We start from the raw sequence: 19,289 nt of genomic DNA, 5'->3' as shown, positions 1-19,289 counted from the left end.
TTAAATCTCGGGGTTGAAATGAAGCGCGTCTTCGGATGTATACTTACTTTTGAAGGTGAACGCATAAGGGGTTTCCCCATTTTGATTCAAATATTGCAATCGGGCCTTAGCTTCATCGGGAGTCGGGAGATGTCCTAGGGGCAGATACCAAAAGGCCATGTGCATGTCTTTCATTGCGGAAAACCATTCCTTTTTCCTTTTCAGGATGGCAACATGTTCCGATGAATAGGTAAACTTGAAAAGCGCATCCATAGACTTCCATACCGACATATTGATAATCAAAAAATCATCTTCGAAAACCCGCATGGCCGTCGCATCGTTCTGCTCGCCTTTCAAACGCCATACAAAGCCCTGATGTTTTTCGGCAATCTCATTGATGCGGTCTAGATTATCGACAAAGTCGGCCATCATCGGGCTGTCTATAGGAGCGATCATCCTAGCGATATTAACCTGTGATAAATAGTGAGGTTGCTCCATTAGATTCCTAGGTCCCGTTCTATTTCCTCCATTTCGATAATATCATGGGCCTCTTGAACAGTAGGTACTACGATAATGCTATCGGGCACATCCTCATAACCTACTTGTTCGGTGACAAGTACGAAAGATTTGTTGGCATTTCTATGGGTATCGGCCAATTCAAGAAACTCCAATACGTCTCCTGAAGAAAGTTTGCCGAACGAAAATAAATTTAAGATAATATTGTCGTTGGCAATCTTGGGGTACTCCTTTTCTAGGTTTTGCAAAAACCTCGCCAGCGCTGTATTTTCCTGTGAAACAATCGTCGTTGTTCCTTTTTTGTCAAAAATCATGGGCTTACTGTTTAATTTTGGAGGCCAATAGGTAAATAACCGCCATGCGAATGGCTACTCCATTTTCTACTTGGTCTAAAATAATGGACTGTTTCGAATCGGCAACATCACTGGTAATCTCTACGCCGCGATTAATGGGACCTGGATGCATGATCACGATTTCTTTATCGAGTTCATTCAATAACTTTTTATTGACCCCGAACTGTTGGGTGTATTCGCGTGTTGTCGGAAAATAACTAATGTCAAGCCGTTCGTTCTGAATACGCAGCATATTGGCAACGTCGCACCAATTTAGAGCCTTCTTCAGGTTGGTTTCAACTTCTACCCCAAGTGATTCTATGTGCTTTGGAATCAGGGTTTTGGGACCGCATACCTTCACATTGGCACCTTGCAGTTTTAGGGCAAAAATATTGGACAATGCAACTCTTGAATGCAAGATATCGCCAACTATAACGACATTTTTTCCTGATACTCCGCCTAATTTTTCACGAATGGAATACGAATCAAGTAGGGCTTGGGTGGGGTGTTCGTGTGCACCATCCCCAGCATTGATAATGGAAGCCTCGACATGTTTCGACAAAAAGATGCCGGCCCCTGGATTAGGATGCCGCATAACGACCATATCTACTTTCATTGAAAGGATATTACTCACCGTATCGATCAACGTTTCCCCTTTCTTAACCGACGATTGCGAAGCCGAAAAATTAATGACATCGGCAGAAAGTCGTTTTTCGGCAAGTTCAAAAGAAAGCTTGGTACGGGTACTGTTTTCAAAAAAGATATTGGCGATCGTAATATCCCTTAAGGAAGGTACTTTTTTAATCGACCTGTTGATGACCTCCTTAAAATGATCGGCAGTTTCGAAAATGAGCTGAATATCCGATTCTTTCAGATACTTTATCCCTAGTAAGTGTTTTACACTTAATTCGTTGCTCATCGGTTACCGATTAGTTGTTGTTTTAACCAATTGTATATTATGGATTCTATCCCAATTGCTCTTCTAGATACTCGCTCATACGGACCAAATTTCAAGCTCATCTATCAATCAGGTATATTTCATCCTTACCGTCGTTTTCCTTCCACATCACCCTTACTTTTTCATTGTTGATCGCATCAACCTGTCGTCCCCTATAATTGGGTTGAATGGGCAGGTGCCTGCTAAATCGCCTATCGATCAAGGTGAGCAGTTCTACGTCCTTGGGTCTTCCGAAAGATTGTATCGCCGTCAAAGCGGCATTTATACTCCTACCGGTATACAGTACATCGTCGATCAGAACGACATTCTTATCCTCTATAATAAAATCTATTTTGGTCTGCGTTGCTTCCAACGGCTTATCCCCTCTCCGAAAATCATCCCTGTAGAAGGTAATATCCAAAAAACCCGCTTTCACCTCTTTTACCTTGTATTCTTCCCGTAAAATCTTTACCAACCTTTGGGCAACGAAGGTGCCTCGGGGCTGAATACCTATTAATACAGTGTCCTTAAAGTCGAGGTGGTTTTCGAGAAGCTGGCAAGCCAAACGATGGAGTATGATGTTGATTTCTTTGGAAGAAAGGAGTACTTTTTGACCCATGGGTTATGACATCGATACTTTAGTAGAGCAAAAATAGACAAAAGACCGCTTCGCCACAAGATATAAAAGACTTCTATTGGAAACTCCTTATGGGTTTCAACAAACAAAAAGCCCCAACCAAATGGTCGAGGCTTTACTATTTCAGAAAATGAAACGACTTACTTTTTCTTAGCGCCGGCCTCCATTTTTTCTTTCAATGCTTGCAACGCTTCGTTTGCGTCACCCAAAGTAGGTTTCGCTTCGTCACTTGCTTTTGACTGACGTTTGACCGCTGAGCGTACATTTCGCTCTTCTTCCTCTCGGAAAATTGCTGTATGACTCGCAACCACACGTTTAAAGTCTTTGTTGAATTCGATAATCTTGAATTCGGCTTCTTCGCCTTTTCCAAGCTTCTTACCATCTTCTTTCTCTAAATGACGTTGCGGGATAAATGCCGTAATGTCATCGTTGAAATCTATAGTCGCACCTTTATCAACAATCTCGGTAAGCGATCCTTTGTGAACCGTACCTAAAGCAAACTCGGTTTCATACTTGTCCCAAGGGTTTTCGGTGGTTTGTTTATGGCCCAAACTCAACTTACGACCATCAACATCCAATTCCAATACCTCAACCTCGATTTTGTCACCAACGGTAACAAATTCAGATGGGTGTTTTATTTTCTTGGTCCATGAAAGGTCAGAAATGTAAATCAAACCGTCGATACCTTCTTCCAACTCTACGAAAACGCCAAAGTTGGTAAAGTTTCTCACAATACCTTCATGTCTAGAACCTACAGGATACTTCGTAGTAATATCAGTCCATGGGTCTGGTGTTAATTGTTTCACACCCAACGACATCTTCCGATCTTCGCGATCCAAGGTCAATACTACCGCTTCGATCTCGTCACCAACTTTTACAAAGTCTTGTGCCGAACGCAAGTGGGTAGACCAAGACATTTCAGAAACGTGTACCAATCCTTCTACACCTTCAACCACTTCGATAAATGCACCGTAATCGGCAATAACGACTACTTTACCTTTCACCTTGTCACCTATTTTAATCTCATCGCTCAATGCCTCCCACGGATGCTTTTCAAGCTGCTTCAATCCTAATTGGATTCTTGATTTGTTCTCATCAAAGTCAAGGATGACCACATTCAATTTCTGGTCTAGATCAACAACCTCGTTCGGGTGATTGATTCTGCTCCAAGAAAGATCGGTAATGTGAACCAAACCGTCAACACCACCCAAATCGATAAAGACGCCGTAAGAAGTGATGTTTTTCACAACACCTTCCAGTACCTGTCCTTTTTCAAGCTGACTGATGATTTCTTTTTTCTGCTCTTCGATATCAGCCTCGATCAACGCTTTGTGCGATACGACCACGTTTTTGAATTCATGGTTTATTTTCACCACTTTGAATTCCATGGTTTTGTTAACGTACTGATCGTAGTCACGAATCGGTTTTACATCGATCTGCGAACCGGGCAAGAACGCCTCGATACCAAATACATCGACGATCATTCCTCCTTTCGTTCTACATTTCACAAAACCACTGACCACTTCTTCGTTGTCATGTGCCTTGTTTACGCGTTCCCAAGCCATGATAGTTCTCGCTTTTCTATGCGAAAGTACCAACTGGCCGCTTTTGTCTTCACGAATATCTATAAGTACCTCTACGTTGTCACCAACCTTGAGGTCTGGATTGTATCGAAATTCATTCAAGGAGATAACCCCTTCCGATTTTGCGTTGATATCAATGATCGCTTCACGATCGGTCAAGTAAACTACCGTTCCCGTTACGACCTCTTCATCGGCAGTATCCACGAAATTCTCGGTAACCAACTTTTCGAACTCTTCCAATTTGGAATCCTCGACACGTTCGATACCCTGCTCGTATTTTTCCCAATTAAAATTTTCTAAAAATTCCTGTGGGTCTTGAGCAGGAGCTTCTGCTACTTTTTCTGCTGGTGCCGCAGTAGTTTCCTCTACTTGGGCCTCTTTGTTTTCTTCAGCCATTGCTGATTAATTTTTGTATTCTACGATTTCCCAAGAGCTAAACGGCAACCATAGAAGTTGTTATAAGTTTCTTTTTAATTTCCCTTTTTCTCTTGACGCTGCCGTAAAAAAGGAGTGCAAAAATACATTATTTCCTTCGTTTTACCAATCAATTAACGATAAGGTTGAATCTACCGGACTATTTTACCGATTTTATCCGTAAATTCTGTAAGAATCACTATATTACCTTTTCATTTAATAACCGTTAATAAACAAATTACTTATGAGTGTTAAAGCAAAGTACCAAGGGGTTTTGAACCTTGGCGAGCAACTAGGAATAAAGGATGGTAACGTTACCGAGGAAAATGGTGTGCTTAAAATAAAAGGAGAGGCCAACACCCCATACGAAAAAGATCTTCTATGGGACAAAATAAAACAATTGGGTGGTGAAAATGCCTCCGATATCAAAGCCAACATAACTGTCTCGGATAGTTCTGTATATCACAGACATACCGTGGCTAGTGGGGAATCGTTGAGCAAAATCGCCAAGCATTATTATGGCGACGCTATGAAATATCAGAAAATTTTTGAGGCGAACACCAATATCCTTAAAAGTGCAGATGTGATTCATCCGGACCAAGTTCTGGTCATTCCGAATCCGTAATCCGCTGGATTATTCGCCTTTAATTAGGTAATCTACAAGAACAAGAATACCGGCGCATCCTATTTTGCGCCGGTATTTCTTATGGTGCCTTTTCAATAACCCGTTTCGCGAAGTTCAGAATGCGTTCGAATTGCTCTTGAAGCCCCATGTCGGTATTGTCCAATTCAATGGCATCGTCTCCCTTTCTCAGTGGGGAATGTTTTCTATTAGAGTCGATATGATCACGCTCCCTTACATTTTTCAGTACATCGGCATACGTGATTTCTTCTCCTTTGTCCAACAGCTCTTTGTAACGTCTTGCCGCCCTGGCGTCCGCCGAGGCGGTCATAAAAATTTTAAGTTCCGCGTCGGGAAATACAACGGTACCGATATCGCGACCATCCATAACCAGGCCTTTTTCCTTTCCCATTTCGCGTTGCATTGCCACTAATTTGTCCCGCACCGCTTCGACAACGGAAATTTTACTGACATATCTAGAAACCTCAAGCTTTCGAATTTCCTGCTCTACATTCTCTCCGTTCAAGTACATTTCGGCATAGCCCAAATCGTCATTGAATTTAAACTGAAGCCGTATCTGCGGCAATGAGGTAATGAGCGCATCTTCATCGGTACCTTTCTCATTTATATACTTCTTGCGCAATGCAAAAAGTGTGACTGCCCTATACATGGCACCCGTGTCTACATAAATATAGCCCAAGGATTTCGCCAGCTGTTTGGCCAATGTGCTCTTTCCCGTAGAAGAATAGCCATCTATGGCTATGGTGATTTTTCCCATGACTTAAAAATACCCTTAAAATCCTGAATTCGGAATTAAAGTTTCTTAGCCTTCTTCACTTTTTGATCTAGGATGGCGATGTCGATGACCTCGTGCATATCGGACACGTAGTGAAAAGTTAGCCCTTTCAGATAATCTTCCTTGATTTCGAGAACATCCTTCTCATTATCCTTACATAGGATAATTTCTTTTATCCGCGCTCTTTTTGCAGCGAGAATCTTTTCCTTGATACCCCCTACTGGAAGTACTTTGCCTCTCAATGTGATTTCTCCCGTCATCGCCAGACTCTTTTTAACCTTGCGCTGCGTAAAGAGCGATACCAATGAGGTGAGCATGGTAACACCCGCACTAGGGCCGTCTTTTGGGGTAGCGCCTTCGGGCACATGCACGTGCACATTATATTTGCCAAAAATTTCTGAGTCTATTTGAAAACGCTCCGCATTCGATTTAATGTATTCCATAGCAATGGTTGCCGACTCCTTCATCACCTTACCCAGGTTTCCGGTGATATTTAGTTGCCCCTTCCCTTTCGAAAGAATCGATTCAATAAAGAGAATGTCTCCGCCCACGCTGGTCCAAGCCAATCCCGTAACGACACCGGCAACCTGATTATTTTCGTATTTATCCCGTTCTAAGCGCGCAGGGCCCAATACTTTTTCAATAATAGCATTGCTTACCTTAAGATCGTATTCCTCTTCAAAGGCAATGGACTTAGCCGCATAGCGAACCATTTTCGCAATTTGCTTTTCGAGCGATCGTACACCAGATTCCCTCGTGTAGCCCTCTACTATTTTCTCCATTTGGGGTTTGGCGATTTTCAAATGCTTGGGTGCCAACCCGTGTTCTTTCAATTGTTTGGGTAACAAGTGCCTTTTTGCAATTTCAACTTTTTCCTCTATGGTATAGCCCGTGACATTTATGATTTCCATACGGTCCCGAAGCGCCGGTTGAATGGTAGACAGATTGTTTGCGGTAGCGATGAACATTACCTTCGACAGGTCGTAGCCCATTTCAAGGAAATTGTCATGAAACTCGCTATTTTGTTCCGGATCCAGTACTTCCAACATCGCCGAAGAAGGGTCCCCTTGATGGCTGTTGCTCAACTTATCTATTTCATCCAAAATGAACACGGGGTTGGAAGTACCCGCTTTTTTCAGACTCTGAATGATCCTACCCGGCATGGCCCCGATATAGGTTTTTCGGTGCCCACGAATTTCTGCCTCATCCCTTAGGCCACCTAAGGACATGCGTACATATTCCCTTCCGAGTGCTTCGGCGACCGATTTACCTAATGAGGTCTTACCGACCCCAGGTGGGCCGTATAAGCATAAAATAGGCGATTTCATGTCGTTTCGGAGCTTCAACACGGCCAAATATTCTATAATTCTTCTTTTTACGTCCTCCAGACCGTAATGGTCTCGGTCCAATATTTTTTGAGCGCGTTTAAGGTCGAACTTATCCTTGGAAAACTCGTTCCATGGCAAATCTAAAAATAGGTCCAAATAATTTCTTTGGATGGAGTATTCCGCAACTTGCGGATTCATCCGTTGCATTTTAGACAACTCCTTGTAAAAGTGTTCCGACACCTTTTTGCCCCATTTCTTCTTCTTGCCGCGTGCCCGCATTTCGTCGATTTCCTCATCATAGGATACCCCGCCCAGCTCTTCCTGAATCGTCTTCATTTGTTGGTGAAGAAAGTACTCCCGTTGCTGCTGATCCATATCGTTCCGAACCTTGGATTGGATATCGTTCTTCAGTTTTAACTGCTGCAACTCAACATTCATGTACTTGAGGGTAGCCAGCGCCCTATCCTGAAGGCTTCCGATTTCCAACAGACGCTGCTTTTCCTTAACATTCAAATTCAGGTTAGAAGAAACAAAATTGATCAGAAACGAATTGCTTTGAATATTCTTTATGGCGAAGGAAGCCTCGCTCGGTATATTCGGGTTGTTCTTGATGATTTTGAGCGACAGATCTTTTATAGTTTCGATAATCGCCAAAAATTCCTGATCGTTCTCCGCAGGTCTCTCTTCTTTCGTATCTCTAACGGTAGCAGTCAGATATGGCTTTTTTGTGAGCACTTCTGCGACTTCGAAACGTTTTTTACCTTGTATGATGACCGTAGTATTGCCATCGGGCATTTGCAGCACTCTTAATATTTTGGCCACCGTACCCAACGTATTGATATCGTCTACATCTGGATTTTCAGTGTCCTCGTCTTTTTGGGAAACCACCCCGATGACCTTCGAACCATTGTTCGCATCTTTGATCAGATTAATGGATTTATCCCTGCCCGCCGTAATAGGAATGACCACGCCTGGAAACAAGACCGTATTCCGTAATGGAAGTATCGGTAAAGTTTCCGGTAGATTCTCGTTGTTCATCTGCTCTTCATCCTCCGCAGTAAGCAAAGGAATCAATTCTGCATCTTCATCGAAGGTATGCAAAGACAAATTGTCAAAATTTGAAAATTTAGAATTTCCCATAAGTATATTTCGGTCATTCTGTCATTAAAAACAGAAATCCATTAAACGCTTTTTATATTTTTTGAAGTCATATGCCCTAAATACCAACGTGAACAGGGGTATAGAACACCGACACAAAACAATAAGGACAATTGTTGTGCCATTCAAAGCTATTTCGAAGAATCCCTGTTTTCTTATCTAGCATTTTAGTGGTCATATTCCAGTAAATCCATCCAGCGATTATAGGTCTTGCCTCGTAAATATTAAGGAAGTGTTTTTTGGAGGCAAGTAATCATTTTGAATATCGAACCTAAAACAGAAACAAAAACCCCTTCCGGATATTATCCGAAAGGGGTTAGCTTATTTGAACGCCGCTCGCTGAAATTATTGGAATTTAGATGAATCTATCAATTTTTAATTACTCTTTGCGTTCGTACCCTGCCATCCGTTTCCTTAAAATTCAAAATATAGATACCAGAACTGAAATTACTCAAATCGACCTGTATCTGGTCGGCATGATTCGCATCATATTCCTCCGTCATCAATTGTTGCTGACCCATATCGGATACGATAAGCGTAAATCCTTTATTTGAAAGACCCCTGACACCAACCGTAACTAAATCAGTCGTAGGATTCGGGAATGCACTGATGGCACTACCCGCGTCATTTGATGGTAAAAAATCTACAGAAGAGCTATTCGGTACAATTATTCTAGAACCTGGCTCGGCAGTAGCGTACAGTTCTAAAGTAGTTTTGCAACCTAAGGAAGAGGTAAGTACATAAATACCATTTTTCGCCGAGGTAAAGTTTCCTAAATTATAGTCATTTCCAAATTTACGTCCGTCTGGTAAGGTAATCGTCATGCCCACATCATTGTTAAGGATGCTCAGCACTACCTCAGTACCTTGTTTAATATTAAGATAATTCGCTCCACTTTGCCAAACGCCATTTAACCGGTATTCCGGGACGACACTGTCGGCGTCACAATTTGGTAAGTCCCGAACATTCAATGTTATGGTCTGGGTACAACCGTCGCCGGTATCCAATGTGTAAACACCGCTTTGACTAGGTGTAACGTTCCCGAGTGCATAGTCATCTCCGACTATAGCTCCATTGGGCGTCGTAATGGTAACATCCACATAATTCGGTAACATACTTAACATAACATTCGTACCCTCATCAACAGTAATTTGGTCGTCCCCATCGAGCCATACACCATCAATCCGATATTCTGGAATGATACCGCTACTTGCACAAGGATCGATATCTTCTCTAACTACAAGGGTAATAGTACTAACACAACCGTCTCTAGTCTCTAAAACATAAATTCCACTCTGCTCCATCACAACAGCCCCTAAATCATAGTTATCTCCAAATTCCTCTCCACTAGGTGTAGTTATCGTTACCGGAACATTGTTTGGCAACATGCTCAAAGCGACCTCGGTACCTTCGGTGACATTTAAAATTTCATTTCCGCTGGCCCATGTACCATCGATTCGATACTCGTTAATTATACTACCTTCAGGACAATTCTCATTATCCGGTACTACAAGTAATAGGCTCGCAGTACACCCGTCGGGAGTTTCAAAAAGATAAGTGCCTGCATTGGCAACGGTGATGTTTCCTAAACTGTAATCATCCCCAACCTTGGCTCCATTGGGTAGTGTAATCACAACATCAATACTATTCGGGAGGATGCTCAACATAACATCGGTACCCTCATCTACGGTTATACTCGTTTCACCACTAGCCCAAACTCCGTTAAGCCTATATTCGGGTATAACGGTACCTGGTGCACAAGCGGAGTCGTCGAATACATTCACTTCTAAGGTAGTCGTACATCCTTCGGAAGAGGTCAGCGTATAAATACCACTTTGCTCAGTCGTTGCGTTACCTAAACTGTAATTATCACCTACAGTAGTACCATCGGGTCTAGTGATTACAAGACCAATATTATTGGGTAGCATACTTAGTACTACCGGCGTTCCTACAGGTACATCTATTTTACTAAGACCGTCCTGCCAAATACCATTGATTTGGTATTCCGTAATTATACTGCCAGCATCACAAACGACGCCATCATCGATTACGGAAATAGCGAAAGTAGCACTACAACCCGCATCGGTGGTAAAAACATAATTTCCCGCCTGGGAAGGCTGAATATCCGTTATGGTGTAATCGCCGTTAACGGTGGTCCCGTTTGGTAACAAGATGCTAAAGCTTGTGTCGTCCGGTTTTATACCTAAGGATAGAGAAGTGCCTTTATCAACACTTACTTGGCCATCACCCGAAATCCAAGAGCCGCTTCCAATTCTGTATTCGGGAATGACACTAGAGGCCGTACAATTGACAGTGGTATCCTCATTAACCTCTATTTCCAAATTGGCCGTGCAACCCTCTGTTGTCGTAAATGCATATATTCCCTCTTGAGCCGGGGTTATGCCGTCTATCGAATAGTCATTATTAACTGATTGACCATTAGGCAAGGTGATTGTAAAACTAGTGCCATCCGGCTTTATGCCTAAAACGACAATATCACCTTCATCAACAATTATTTTGGAGCCTGCAGCAGTCCATGAACCCCCGTTCAAACGGTATTCCGGACGAACACTGTCTTCAGTACAAGGATTATTATTGTTCACCACTAGGTTTAAAGATGTAGTACAACCTCCGGAGGTCGTAAACGTGTAGCTTCCTGCTTCACTTTCGGTAACGGTACCCAAGTCATAATCCCCGCTTACCGAATTACCACTGGGTGAAGTTACCGTAAAACTCAAGTCGTTCGGTAACAGGCTAAGAACTACCGTATCCCCTTCATCAACCGTAATGGTAGCTTCTCCGCTGGACCATGTGCCGTTAATTCGGTATTCCGTAGTCAATGCCTCATCGCTACAATCAAAACCTTGAGAAGACCAAATACCCATATTGCTCGCGGAAACATTCCCCGCTACACCATAATTCCCGCCTACATACAGGCGCTCATTGGTATCGGATAGGTCTAAATCATTGACAATATTATTCGTACCCACACTCTTGCCGGGGCCTAAGGCCTGCCAAGCTTGACCGGCACTCCAACGAGCCATGCCCTTCATAATGAAATTAGTACTCGCATCGTTTGCCGCTGTCTCGAAATTACCACCGACGTAGACGTAAGTACCATCAAAATCCAACGCATTTACATTTCCACTTACCCCGTTACCCATGGCGTTCCACGTGCTGGAACTTCTAACCCATCTCGCGATTCTATTCACCGTTTTACCTCCGGCCTGAGTAAAATTACCCCCTGCATAGATGGATTGTGAAGTGACTACTATGGCCTGAACAAACCCACTGGTGCCTGACCCTAAAGTACCCCAATTACTGCCATTCCACGTTGCAATACGATTTGCGGTCCTACCCCCGGCATTATCAAAATTTCCACCGACATACAACGTATTGTTGGTGTCAAAAGCAATCGCCCTGATTTCATTGTTCGTTCCCGACACCGAAGTACCCGAATCGGTCAAAGCAGCCCAACTACCACTGCTCCACCGGGCAATGTTATTGACCGAGATTCCCCCGGCCGTGCTAAAAGCACCCCCGACATACATGTTATTGTTTCCATCAATCCCGATTTTGGCTACCTTTCCATTCGTTCCCGAACTCAAAGCAGACCATGAAGAACCATTCCAGACGGCTACATTCCGAGCAGCGACACCTCCTATGGATGTGAATGTTCCACCGACGTAAAGTTTTCCATCGGACGCGATTGCCAAAGCGTAGATCGTGCCGTTGGCACCACTGGATAAGTTTCGCCATCCACTGTTCTTGTTATACCAAGCAATATTGCTTGCACTTGTACCTCCCGCGGAAGAAAAGCTACCTCCTACATATATATTATCACCTTTAGTAACGACTGCTTCAACGATGCCATTGGTTCCATTATCGAGTTCCTTCCAATCACCGACGCCATCTACCGCCACGGTAGTGGGTCCAACGGGCTCGTTTCCACCAACTATTTTATAGATCTTTGCAGAAGTTCCGTAGCTACTAAAATAAAGTTCACCCGCTTCATCCAAACCGAAACTACTGACATTTAGCCCACTTGTCCTGAACAATAGACTTGAAGATGCCGTACTGCCATTATAGTCCAACGCCCAAACCCTACCGGAAACGAAGTCCCCATACACATATTTGCCCTGAAGCGCAGTATTCGTACTGCTCCCGCGATACACGTACCCCCCCGTAATCGATAAATCCCCATTACTATGGGTATATCTGTAAACAGGCTTGATATCAGGTGAGGTTACCAAGCTGGAGCTGCTGTACGTCCTCGTGCCTTCGTACCTGCGCCAGCCGTAATTACCGCCCTTTTGTATGATATTGATTTCTTCCTCCAAACCTTGTCCTACGTCGCCGCCCCAGAGACGGTTGGTAGCGTTGTCGAAAGAAAATTTCCAAGTGTTGCGAATACCCCAAGCATAAAGCTCATCAAGTCCGCTTTGTCCTACCCTCGGATTATCGGAAGGAATTTCATATCGGCCATTCGGTGCATCGGGATTGTTCTCCAAAGGATTATTTCCATCAACATCTATATCTATTCTAAGAATACTCCCGAAAATAGAGTTCAAGTTCTGCGCATTTCCCTGAGGATCACCGCCACCGCCACCATCACCTATGGACACGTAAAGGTACCCATCAGGGCCAAATTCTATTTTTCCACCGTTGTGGTTCGAATGCACCTGATTTTTATCAAAACTAAAAATCTCGACCCTACTTGAGGGGTTGGCAGCGTTCGAATTAGAGCTTACCTGATACCGCGCCAATACCATTTCGGTGTTGATACCGGAAATACTACTGCTACGCGTGTGGTATACGTAAAAATATCCGTTCGATGAGTAATTCGGATGAAAGGCAAGGCCTAAAAGACCGATTTCCTGACCGGCCGAAAAACTAATTTGACTACGAAGGTCCAAAAAGACCTGCTGCTGCGTAGTGCTGCTCGTGTTCTGAAATACCTTTATCCTACCGGATTGCTCCACCACAAAAATCCGATTACTACCGTCTTTTGCGTTTTGGATTTCAACTGGATATTCAAAGGAGAGATTAGGGAAAGCTTGTTCATAGGTTACCGGGTCCTGGGCGTTTAGTGAGTTTAGGGCACACACAACCAGGGCAATCAACAAAGTAATTTTTTTCATAATGTGGGGTTTCAATATAGTTGGGGGATTCTCGAATAGTCGATTAAATACATATTTAATACGTTGAAATACACGAAAAGGATGTTTCGGATTTCTGATTAGTTAAATTATTCGATGAAAACCATTAAAAATTAACATTTCTTAACATCCATTGGAAGTCCATTCATTTTTACGTGTGAGTTATCCGAAAACCGAATCATGTATTTCCCACAAATAAAATTTGAGTTTATTGAAACGAACCACTCTATATCGAAATGAAGAATAGCACTTTGTCATAGTTTCGATAAAATTTCAGTATCCGCCAAGTTCATCTCGGATTCCTTACATCCAAAAAAATACATTTCCCTGTAAACCGTATTTCAAATAGCTTTGCCCCAATTCGAAGAATAAAAACAAGGCATTCACCGCTAGTTGCGATAAAGCGTACAGCAGTGTTACTCGTAAAAACGAAGCATTTGCGGGCTAATTCCGAATATTTCAAACATCAAAATACTCGGTAGCTCATATTTTTTCGATTAAAACTGTAACAATCCATACATTGTCTTCTCTTTTTAACAAACCATCTATTTTTTGAGCCACAAAAAAGAACATATTGATGTTTTATTGCAATTGTGTTTAAAAGGAAAACAAAGTGCACAATTAGAAATTTACGATCGCTATTACAAGGCAATGTACAATACATCGCTACGAATCGTAAAAGACAGCGCCGAAGCCGAAGATGTCATGCAGGAATCGTTTTTAAACGCGTTTACGAAACTGCACACGTTCAAAGGCGAAGTAACCTTCGGGGCTTGGTTAAAGCGAATCGTAATAAACAACAGTATTTATCATTACAGAAAACAACGAAAGAAAAACGAAGTTGCACTGGATGATCTAATGTACAAGGTCGAAGATAATGACGCAGTCGTCTCAGATCATATGGTGACTGAACTGAAGGCTCAAAAAGTGATGGAAACCATGCGTTCGCTTAAAGACAATTACAGACTTTCTTTGACCTTACATTTAGTGGAAGGGTATGACTATGAAGAAATAAGTTCGATCATGAACATTAGTTACGCCAATTGCAGAACAACGATTTCAAGGGCCAAAGAAAGTTTGCGTAAGAGATTAACAACTGTTTAGTTATGTATAAGGAAATAGAACGATTATTGAACAAGGCTAATGGTGCTCTTGATACGGAAACACCGGAAACAGGGCATAGAGAACGGTTCCTGCGACGATTGGAAACCGTAGGGGAAGCGACACCAATACGTAGGACCAAGAAATGGTACAAACCCTTATCGATCGCGGCATCTTTTGCAGTGCTCATCGCAATAGGTATCGGTATATTCAATCGTACGCCCCCGACATTGGAAGAGCAAGTGGCCAACATTTCGCCGGAGGTAGCCAATACCGAATATTATTTCGCCAGCCTTATAGAAGAGCGGATAACAAGTTTACAAAGCCAGAGTACGCCTGAGACCGAGCAATTGATCGATGACACCATGAAACAGTTGCAAAAACTGAAAGTCGATTACAAAAAATTGGAAAAGGATTTACTGGACGGTGGAAACAGCAAATTAATCTTAAGTGCGATGATTACCAATTTTCAAACCCGGATAGACCTTTTACAAGATGTCTTGAACAAGACGGAAACCATAAAAAATTTAAAAAAACAAAATGATACGAATTTTACTATTTAAAATTGCGACCGTACTTTTCTTGGTAGCGCCGATAACCCTATTTGCCCACAATGGCAAACCTAAGGGCAAGTATACTAAGGAGAAAACAATCAAAAAAGAATTTAACGTAAATGCCGATGCCCTGCTCAAAGTAGATAATAGCTACGGCAACCTGAACATCACCTCTTGGACCGAGAATCGTGTATTGATCGAAGTGCACATCAAGACCAATGGCAATAACGAGGAAAAAGTACAACGAAAATTGGATGAGATTACCGTTAATTTTGATAATAGTGCCAGCATGGTCTCGGCAAAAACCATTTTTGACAACAACAGGAGCAGTTGGGGTTGGGGAAACAACACCAAGGTGAACATGCAAATCAACTATACTATAAAGGTACCCGTAAAAAACAACGTGCATTTGAATAACGATTATGGAAGCATCATTCTCGACAGAATTGACGGGCATGCCAAGATCAATTGCGATTACGGTCGGTTAGACATTGGCGAATTGCGGGGAAGAAACAATCAGCTGAACTTCGACTATACCTCTAAATCACGAATCGGATATATGAACAGCGGTAAAATTTCTGCCGATTATTCGGACTTTACCATAGAGAAAGCAGGAGATTTGACCATAAATGCCGATTATACGAATTCCGCAGTAGAAAAAATGGGAAATTTGGTCTATAGCAGCGATTATGGCAAAATTGAGATTGGGGAGGCGGGCAACGTTCAAGGTAACGGAGATTACATTAATGTAAATCTGGGTACACTGCATGGCAACGTGGATATTAATGCCGACTACGGGTCGGTTCGTATCGATCAAATGGCAGCCGATGCCGGAAACCTGCTTATCAAATCAGATTATACCGGAATAAAAGTCGGTTACGACTCCGAATACCATTTTAGCTTTGAAATCAGAACCTCTTACGCCGGGGTTAGTGGAAAAGATGAATTTGAAATGAATATCAGTGAAGTAAAGAACACGAGCAAATATTACAAGGGGCACTATGGGTCGGCGAACACTGGAAATTCAGTATCCATTTCCAGCGACTATGGTGGCGTTTCATTCCATAAAAATTAAATCAGAATTAAATATCGCCCGGAAATAGATTCTTGGCAACTAATCAACAAGTTCCGAAATGACCGGGACAACACTAAAATCATTCATCATGAAAAAACTATTGAGCCTAAGTTTAGTACTAATGATAACAGCTTCCTGCACAGCACAGTGGGGCAAAAAAATTAAAGGAGACGGAAATAACGTCTCAATAAACCGAAGTGTTGGCGACTACGACGGGGTAGCGCTGGCAGGTTGGTTCGATGTAGACCTGGTTGATGGTAATGAAGGTGAACTTACTTTGGAAGGAGAATCGAATCTATTGGAATATATTATCACCGAGGTGAAGGACGGCCAGTTGAACATCAAAGTAAAAAAAGGAGTGAATTTGAGACCTTCCTCGTGGGAGGATGGGATTCGCATTACCGTTCCTGTGGAAAATATCGAGGCGGTGAAATTATCCGGTTCCGGCGATATCGTGGGCAAGACGACACTAAAGGCTAGAAACTTTAAAACAGCGATGTCGGGCTCGGGCGACATTACCTTGGCGATCGAGTGCGATGCATTGGATACTTCCATGTCAGGTTCAGGGGATATTAACCTGAGTGGTTCCGCCAAAGATTTCGAGGTCAGCATTTCAGGTTCTGGAGACATAAAGGCTTATGACCTGCAGGCCGACAATGTAGACGCCACCATTTCAGGCTCTGCCGATATTAAGGTTACTGCCAACAAAATGCTTAAAGCACGGGTTTCCGGTTCTGGTGACATTAGTTATCGTGGTAATCCTTCAAAAGTAGACACGAAGGCCTCCGGGTCTGGGGATATTACAAAGGGATAGGGAGTTTAGCCATCAATCGAAATACCCTTTACAGCAAAATCAAGCCTCTTTCGTCAAAGGGGCTTTTTCTTTTTGCGGGACGCGCAATAACAAAAGAATTCCCATCAAAAAGAATACGAATAAGAATAGAATGGCGTATCTCATGGTGCTGATCTGGTCGACGACTGCAAAAATGACCATACCAATAACGATACCTATTTTTTCGGCAACATCATAAAAGCTAAAGTACGATGTGGTGTCTTCCGTATCCGGTAAAAATTTTGAATAAGTAGAGCGTGCCAAAGCTTGAACCCCACCCATAACCAGCCCTACCAATCCCGCGGCTATATAAAATTGCATTGGCGTAACCATAAAAAAGGCATAAAAGCAGAGACACATCCAAATGGCATTGACCAAAATCAGCGTTTTTATGTTTCCGATTTTGGCCGATATCTTAGAAGTGATGATAGCACCCAGAATGGCCACTAACTGAATGACGAGAATACTGATAATAAGACCGGTGGTCTTTTCCCCATCATCGGCCCAGGCTACTTCCTTTTCACCAAAATAAACAGCCATCAACATGATGGTCTGTACCGCCATACTGAATACGAAGAAGGCATTTAAATAGCGTTTGAGTCTTAAATTGCCTTTCAGTTGTGTCCATACGGATTTCAATTCTCGAAATCCGTTGAAAACGACATCCTTATTAACCTTATGTCCTGAAGAAACACCTTTGGGCAGCACCATAAACGTATATTGGCTAAAAAGGGCCCACCAAAGGCCGACCGTTATGAAGGAAACCTTCATCGCCCTTACTTTTGCCAGATTATTTTCCTGTTCCGTAAGGCCGATATCAAAACCGAACCACTCCGGTTTCATCACCATGGCTAAATTCAGCACCAGCAAAAGCACGCTTCCAAAATAACCCAAGGAAAACCCCTTTGCACTAATGGCATCCTGTTGTTCCTCATAGGCGATATCGGGTAAATAAGAGTTGTAAAAGACAAGACTTCCCCAGTAACCCAACAAGCCCATAAAATAGAACAAAAGACTGGTATGAATGAAATCCAAATCGAACCAATACAGCCCAATACAACCAAAACTGCCCATATAGCAGAAGAATTGCATAAAGTTTTTCTTATTCCCCACATAATCGGCGATTCCGGAAAGTAGCGGTGACAAAATTGCAACTACCAAAAATGTAAAGGCGGTTATCACCGAAATGAGCACGGTTTGCTTCATCTCATAACCAAATGCCGAAACCAACTCTTCGTCAGTAGCGAACAATGAAGAATAAAATATGGGGAATATTGAGGAGGCGATGGTAAGCGTATAGACCGAGTTGGCCCAATCGTAAAAAGCCCAAGCATTCAGTAACTTCTTACTTCCTTTTACCGCAACTGTTTTCGCCATGCGCTTTAAAATAAAAACCGCTCAACTATGTGAACGGTTTTAAATATACGCAATATGTCTTTGAATTTACTATTTGAAGGTGGTAACCCCGAATTTTTTCGCCTCTTCCCGAGCGGCTGGTGCCCAGCTGGCCAGATTGGCGATACGTGTATCGTTAGAAGGGTGCGTACTCAAAAACTCCGGGGGAGCTTGACCACCACTTTTAGCTTTCATTCGTTTCCAGAGCTCGGAGGCTTCGGCGGGATCATAACCGGCTATGGCCATAATCTGCAAACCTATACGGTCTGCCTCGGTCTCGTGACTTCGGCTAAAGGGTAACATGAGCCCAACGGTAGAACCAAGACCATACGCCTGATTGAAGGTATTTCTGGTACGCTCGTCCTTTATGGCGATGTTACCGGCGACTGCACCCAACTGTTGTAAGGTTCCTGCACTCATACGCTGTGCCCCGTGGTCCGCCAAGGCATGCGCCACTTCGTGTCCCATGACCACGGCAATACCGGTCTCGGTCTGCGTAATGGGCAATATACCCGTATAGAAAACGATTTTACCACCGGGCATACACCAAGCGTTTACATTTTCGTCCTGTACCAGATTGTATTCCCATTGGTAGTCTTTCAGATATCCGGCGTACCCATTGGCCGTCAACCATCTTTCAGCAGCAGAAGATATGCGTTGCCCCACTTTTTTGATGGTCGCGGCATCTTCTCCACCTTTTACTACCTTATTTTCCGTTAAGAACTGATCATATTGTGCAAAGGCAGTCGGGAAAATCTGACTATTAGGGAAAAAGTTCAAAGTGCTCTTTCCTGTAAACGGATTTGTTTTACAAGCCGTAACTCCTAGAAAAATAGCTATAATTAAAAGTCCTTTTTTCATTATCTATAAT

The 19,289-nt window shown here is 42.8% G+C and carries 15 protein-coding genes; 5 read left to right on the top strand and 10 right to left on the bottom strand.

Translation table 11 applies throughout. From position 1 onward, the window contains the following. The 5 genes from FGM00_RS04390 to rpsA all read right to left on the bottom strand — a co-directional run bounded on the left by FGM00_RS04390 (nt 1) and on the right by rpsA (nt 4,380). Entirely contained in the window at nt 1–477 is a 477-nt protein-coding gene (locus FGM00_RS04390) for a DUF3291 domain-containing protein (protein ID WP_138851739.1), read from the bottom strand. After that, entirely contained in the window at nt 477–809 is a 333-nt protein-coding gene (locus FGM00_RS04385; protein WP_138851738.1) for a ribonuclease Z, read from the bottom strand. The genes FGM00_RS04390 and FGM00_RS04385 overlap by 1 nt, the downstream gene beginning before the upstream one ends. A 4-nt stretch (nt 810–813) precedes the next feature. After that, the gene (locus tag FGM00_RS04380; RefSeq protein ID WP_138851737.1) at nt 814–1,746 is read right to left on the bottom strand and encodes an aspartate carbamoyltransferase catalytic subunit; all 933 of its coding nucleotides are present in this window, start codon (nt 1,744–1,746) and stop codon (nt 814–816) included. Between the two features lie 97 nt (nt 1,747–1,843). Then, complete coding sequence (gene pyrR / locus FGM00_RS04375; protein WP_138851736.1) at nt 1,844–2,383, bottom strand: bifunctional pyr operon transcriptional regulator/uracil phosphoribosyltransferase PyrR; 540 nt, start codon at nt 2,381–2,383, stop codon at nt 1,844–1,846. 158 nt (nt 2,384–2,541) lie between these two features. Then, nucleotides 2,542–4,380 carry a 30S ribosomal protein S1 gene (gene rpsA, locus FGM00_RS04370; protein WP_138851735.1) on the bottom strand — a complete coding sequence of 613 codons (1,839 nt, stop codon included), beginning with the start codon at nt 4,378–4,380 and terminating at the stop codon, nt 2,542–2,544. Between the two features lie 262 nt (nt 4,381–4,642). Here rpsA and FGM00_RS04365 point away from each other — a divergent pair, with 262 nt between their 5' ends. Beyond that, nucleotides 4,643–5,023 carry a LysM peptidoglycan-binding domain-containing protein gene (locus FGM00_RS04365; protein ID WP_138851734.1) on the top strand — a complete coding sequence of 127 codons (381 nt, stop codon included), beginning with the start codon at nt 4,643–4,645 and terminating at the stop codon, nt 5,021–5,023. Between the two features lie 79 nt (nt 5,024–5,102). Here FGM00_RS04365 and cmk read toward each other — a convergent pair whose 3' ends face one another. The 3 genes from cmk to FGM00_RS04350 form a co-directional block, all read right to left on the bottom strand. Continuing rightward, nucleotides 5,103–5,798: a (d)CMP kinase gene (gene cmk, locus FGM00_RS04360; RefSeq protein WP_138851733.1), complete on the bottom strand. Its 696-nt coding sequence runs from the start codon at nt 5,796–5,798 to the stop codon at nt 5,103–5,105. 35 nt (nt 5,799–5,833) lie between these two features. Next, a complete protein-coding gene (gene lon / locus FGM00_RS04355; RefSeq protein WP_138851732.1) occupies nt 5,834–8,284 on the bottom strand; it encodes an endopeptidase La in 2,451 nt (816 codons plus the stop codon). A gap of 386 nt (nt 8,285–8,670) precedes the next feature. Beyond that, nucleotides 8,671–13,443 carry a PQQ-dependent sugar dehydrogenase gene (locus FGM00_RS04350; RefSeq protein WP_138851731.1) on the bottom strand — a complete coding sequence of 1,591 codons (4,773 nt, stop codon included), beginning with the start codon at nt 13,441–13,443 and terminating at the stop codon, nt 8,671–8,673. Between the two features lie 570 nt (nt 13,444–14,013). Between FGM00_RS04350 and FGM00_RS04345 the strand changes: the two genes are divergently transcribed. The 4 genes from FGM00_RS04345 (at nt 14,014) to FGM00_RS04330 (ending at nt 17,005) form a co-directional block, all read left to right on the top strand. Next, nucleotides 14,014–14,565, top strand: coding sequence for an RNA polymerase sigma factor (locus tag FGM00_RS04345; protein ID WP_138851730.1), 552 nt, complete (start codon nt 14,014–14,016; stop codon nt 14,563–14,565). A 2-nt stretch (nt 14,566–14,567) separates the two neighbouring features. Beyond that, nucleotides 14,568–15,125, top strand: coding sequence for a hypothetical protein (locus tag FGM00_RS04340; RefSeq protein WP_138851729.1), 558 nt, complete (start codon nt 14,568–14,570; stop codon nt 15,123–15,125). After that, a complete protein-coding gene (locus FGM00_RS04335) occupies nt 15,103–16,191 on the top strand; it encodes a DUF4097 family beta strand repeat-containing protein (RefSeq protein WP_138851728.1) in 1,089 nt (362 codons plus the stop codon). Before FGM00_RS04340 ends, FGM00_RS04335 begins: the two co-directional genes overlap by 23 nt. An 88-nt stretch (nt 16,192–16,279) precedes the next feature. Beyond that, nucleotides 16,280–17,005: a head GIN domain-containing protein gene (locus FGM00_RS04330; RefSeq protein ID WP_138851727.1), complete on the top strand. Its 726-nt coding sequence runs from the start codon at nt 16,280–16,282 to the stop codon at nt 17,003–17,005. Nucleotides 17,006–17,044: 39 nt separating this feature from the next. On the opposite strand, the gene FGM00_RS04325 is transcribed toward FGM00_RS04330, so the two are convergent. Next, nucleotides 17,045–18,400 (bottom strand): MFS transporter, encoded by a 1,356-nt coding sequence (locus FGM00_RS04325; protein ID WP_138851726.1) that lies wholly within the window; start codon nt 18,398–18,400, stop codon nt 17,045–17,047. 69 nt (nt 18,401–18,469) lie between these two features. After that, on the bottom strand, nt 18,470–19,279 hold the full coding sequence (locus FGM00_RS04320; RefSeq protein WP_138851725.1) for a M48 family metallopeptidase: 810 nt from the start codon (nt 19,277–19,279) through the stop codon (nt 18,470–18,472). Between the last annotated feature and the right edge of the window lie 10 nt (nt 19,280–19,289).

Source organism: Aggregatimonas sangjinii, from assembly GCF_005943945.1.
GTDB classification, from domain to species: Bacteria; Bacteroidota; Bacteroidia; order Flavobacteriales; family Flavobacteriaceae; genus Pelagihabitans; species Pelagihabitans sangjinii.
Note: the sequence above shows the minus strand (reverse complement) of the source record. Positions and strands in the feature narration are given on the sequence as shown.

Coding starts and splice junctions, on each gene's coding strand:
- cmk (WP_138851733.1), bottom strand. CDS start 5,798: ATGGGAAAAATCACCATAGCCATAGATGGCTATTCTTCTACGGGAAAG.
- FGM00_RS04320 (WP_138851725.1), bottom strand. CDS start 19,279: ATGAAAAAAGGACTTTTAATTATAGCTATTTTTCTAGGAGTTACGGCT.
- FGM00_RS04350 (WP_138851731.1), bottom strand. CDS start 13,443: ATGAAAAAAATTACTTTGTTGATTGCCCTGGTTGTGTGTGCCCTAAAC.
- pyrR (WP_138851736.1), bottom strand. CDS start 2,383: ATGGGTCAAAAAGTACTCCTTTCTTCCAAAGAAATCAACATCATACTC.
- FGM00_RS04385 (WP_138851738.1), bottom strand. CDS start 809: ATGATTTTTGACAAAAAAGGAACAACGACGATTGTTTCACAGGAAAAT.
- FGM00_RS04380 (WP_138851737.1), bottom strand. CDS start 1,746: ATGAGCAACGAATTAAGTGTAAAACACTTACTAGGGATAAAGTATCTG.
- FGM00_RS04390 (WP_138851739.1), bottom strand. CDS start 477: ATGGAGCAACCTCACTATTTATCACAGGTTAATATCGCTAGGATGATC.
- FGM00_RS04340 (WP_138851729.1), top strand. CDS start 14,568: ATGTATAAGGAAATAGAACGATTATTGAACAAGGCTAATGGTGCTCTT.
- FGM00_RS04330 (WP_138851727.1), top strand. CDS start 16,280: ATGAAAAAACTATTGAGCCTAAGTTTAGTACTAATGATAACAGCTTCC.
- FGM00_RS04365 (WP_138851734.1), top strand. CDS start 4,643: ATGAGTGTTAAAGCAAAGTACCAAGGGGTTTTGAACCTTGGCGAGCAA.
- FGM00_RS04335 (WP_138851728.1), top strand. CDS start 15,103: ATGATACGAATTTTACTATTTAAAATTGCGACCGTACTTTTCTTGGTA.
- lon (WP_138851732.1), bottom strand. CDS start 8,284: ATGGGAAATTCTAAATTTTCAAATTTTGACAATTTGTCTTTGCATACC.
- rpsA (WP_138851735.1), bottom strand. CDS start 4,380: ATGGCTGAAGAAAACAAAGAGGCCCAAGTAGAGGAAACTACTGCGGCA.
- FGM00_RS04325 (WP_138851726.1), bottom strand. CDS start 18,400: ATGGCGAAAACAGTTGCGGTAAAAGGAAGTAAGAAGTTACTGAATGCT.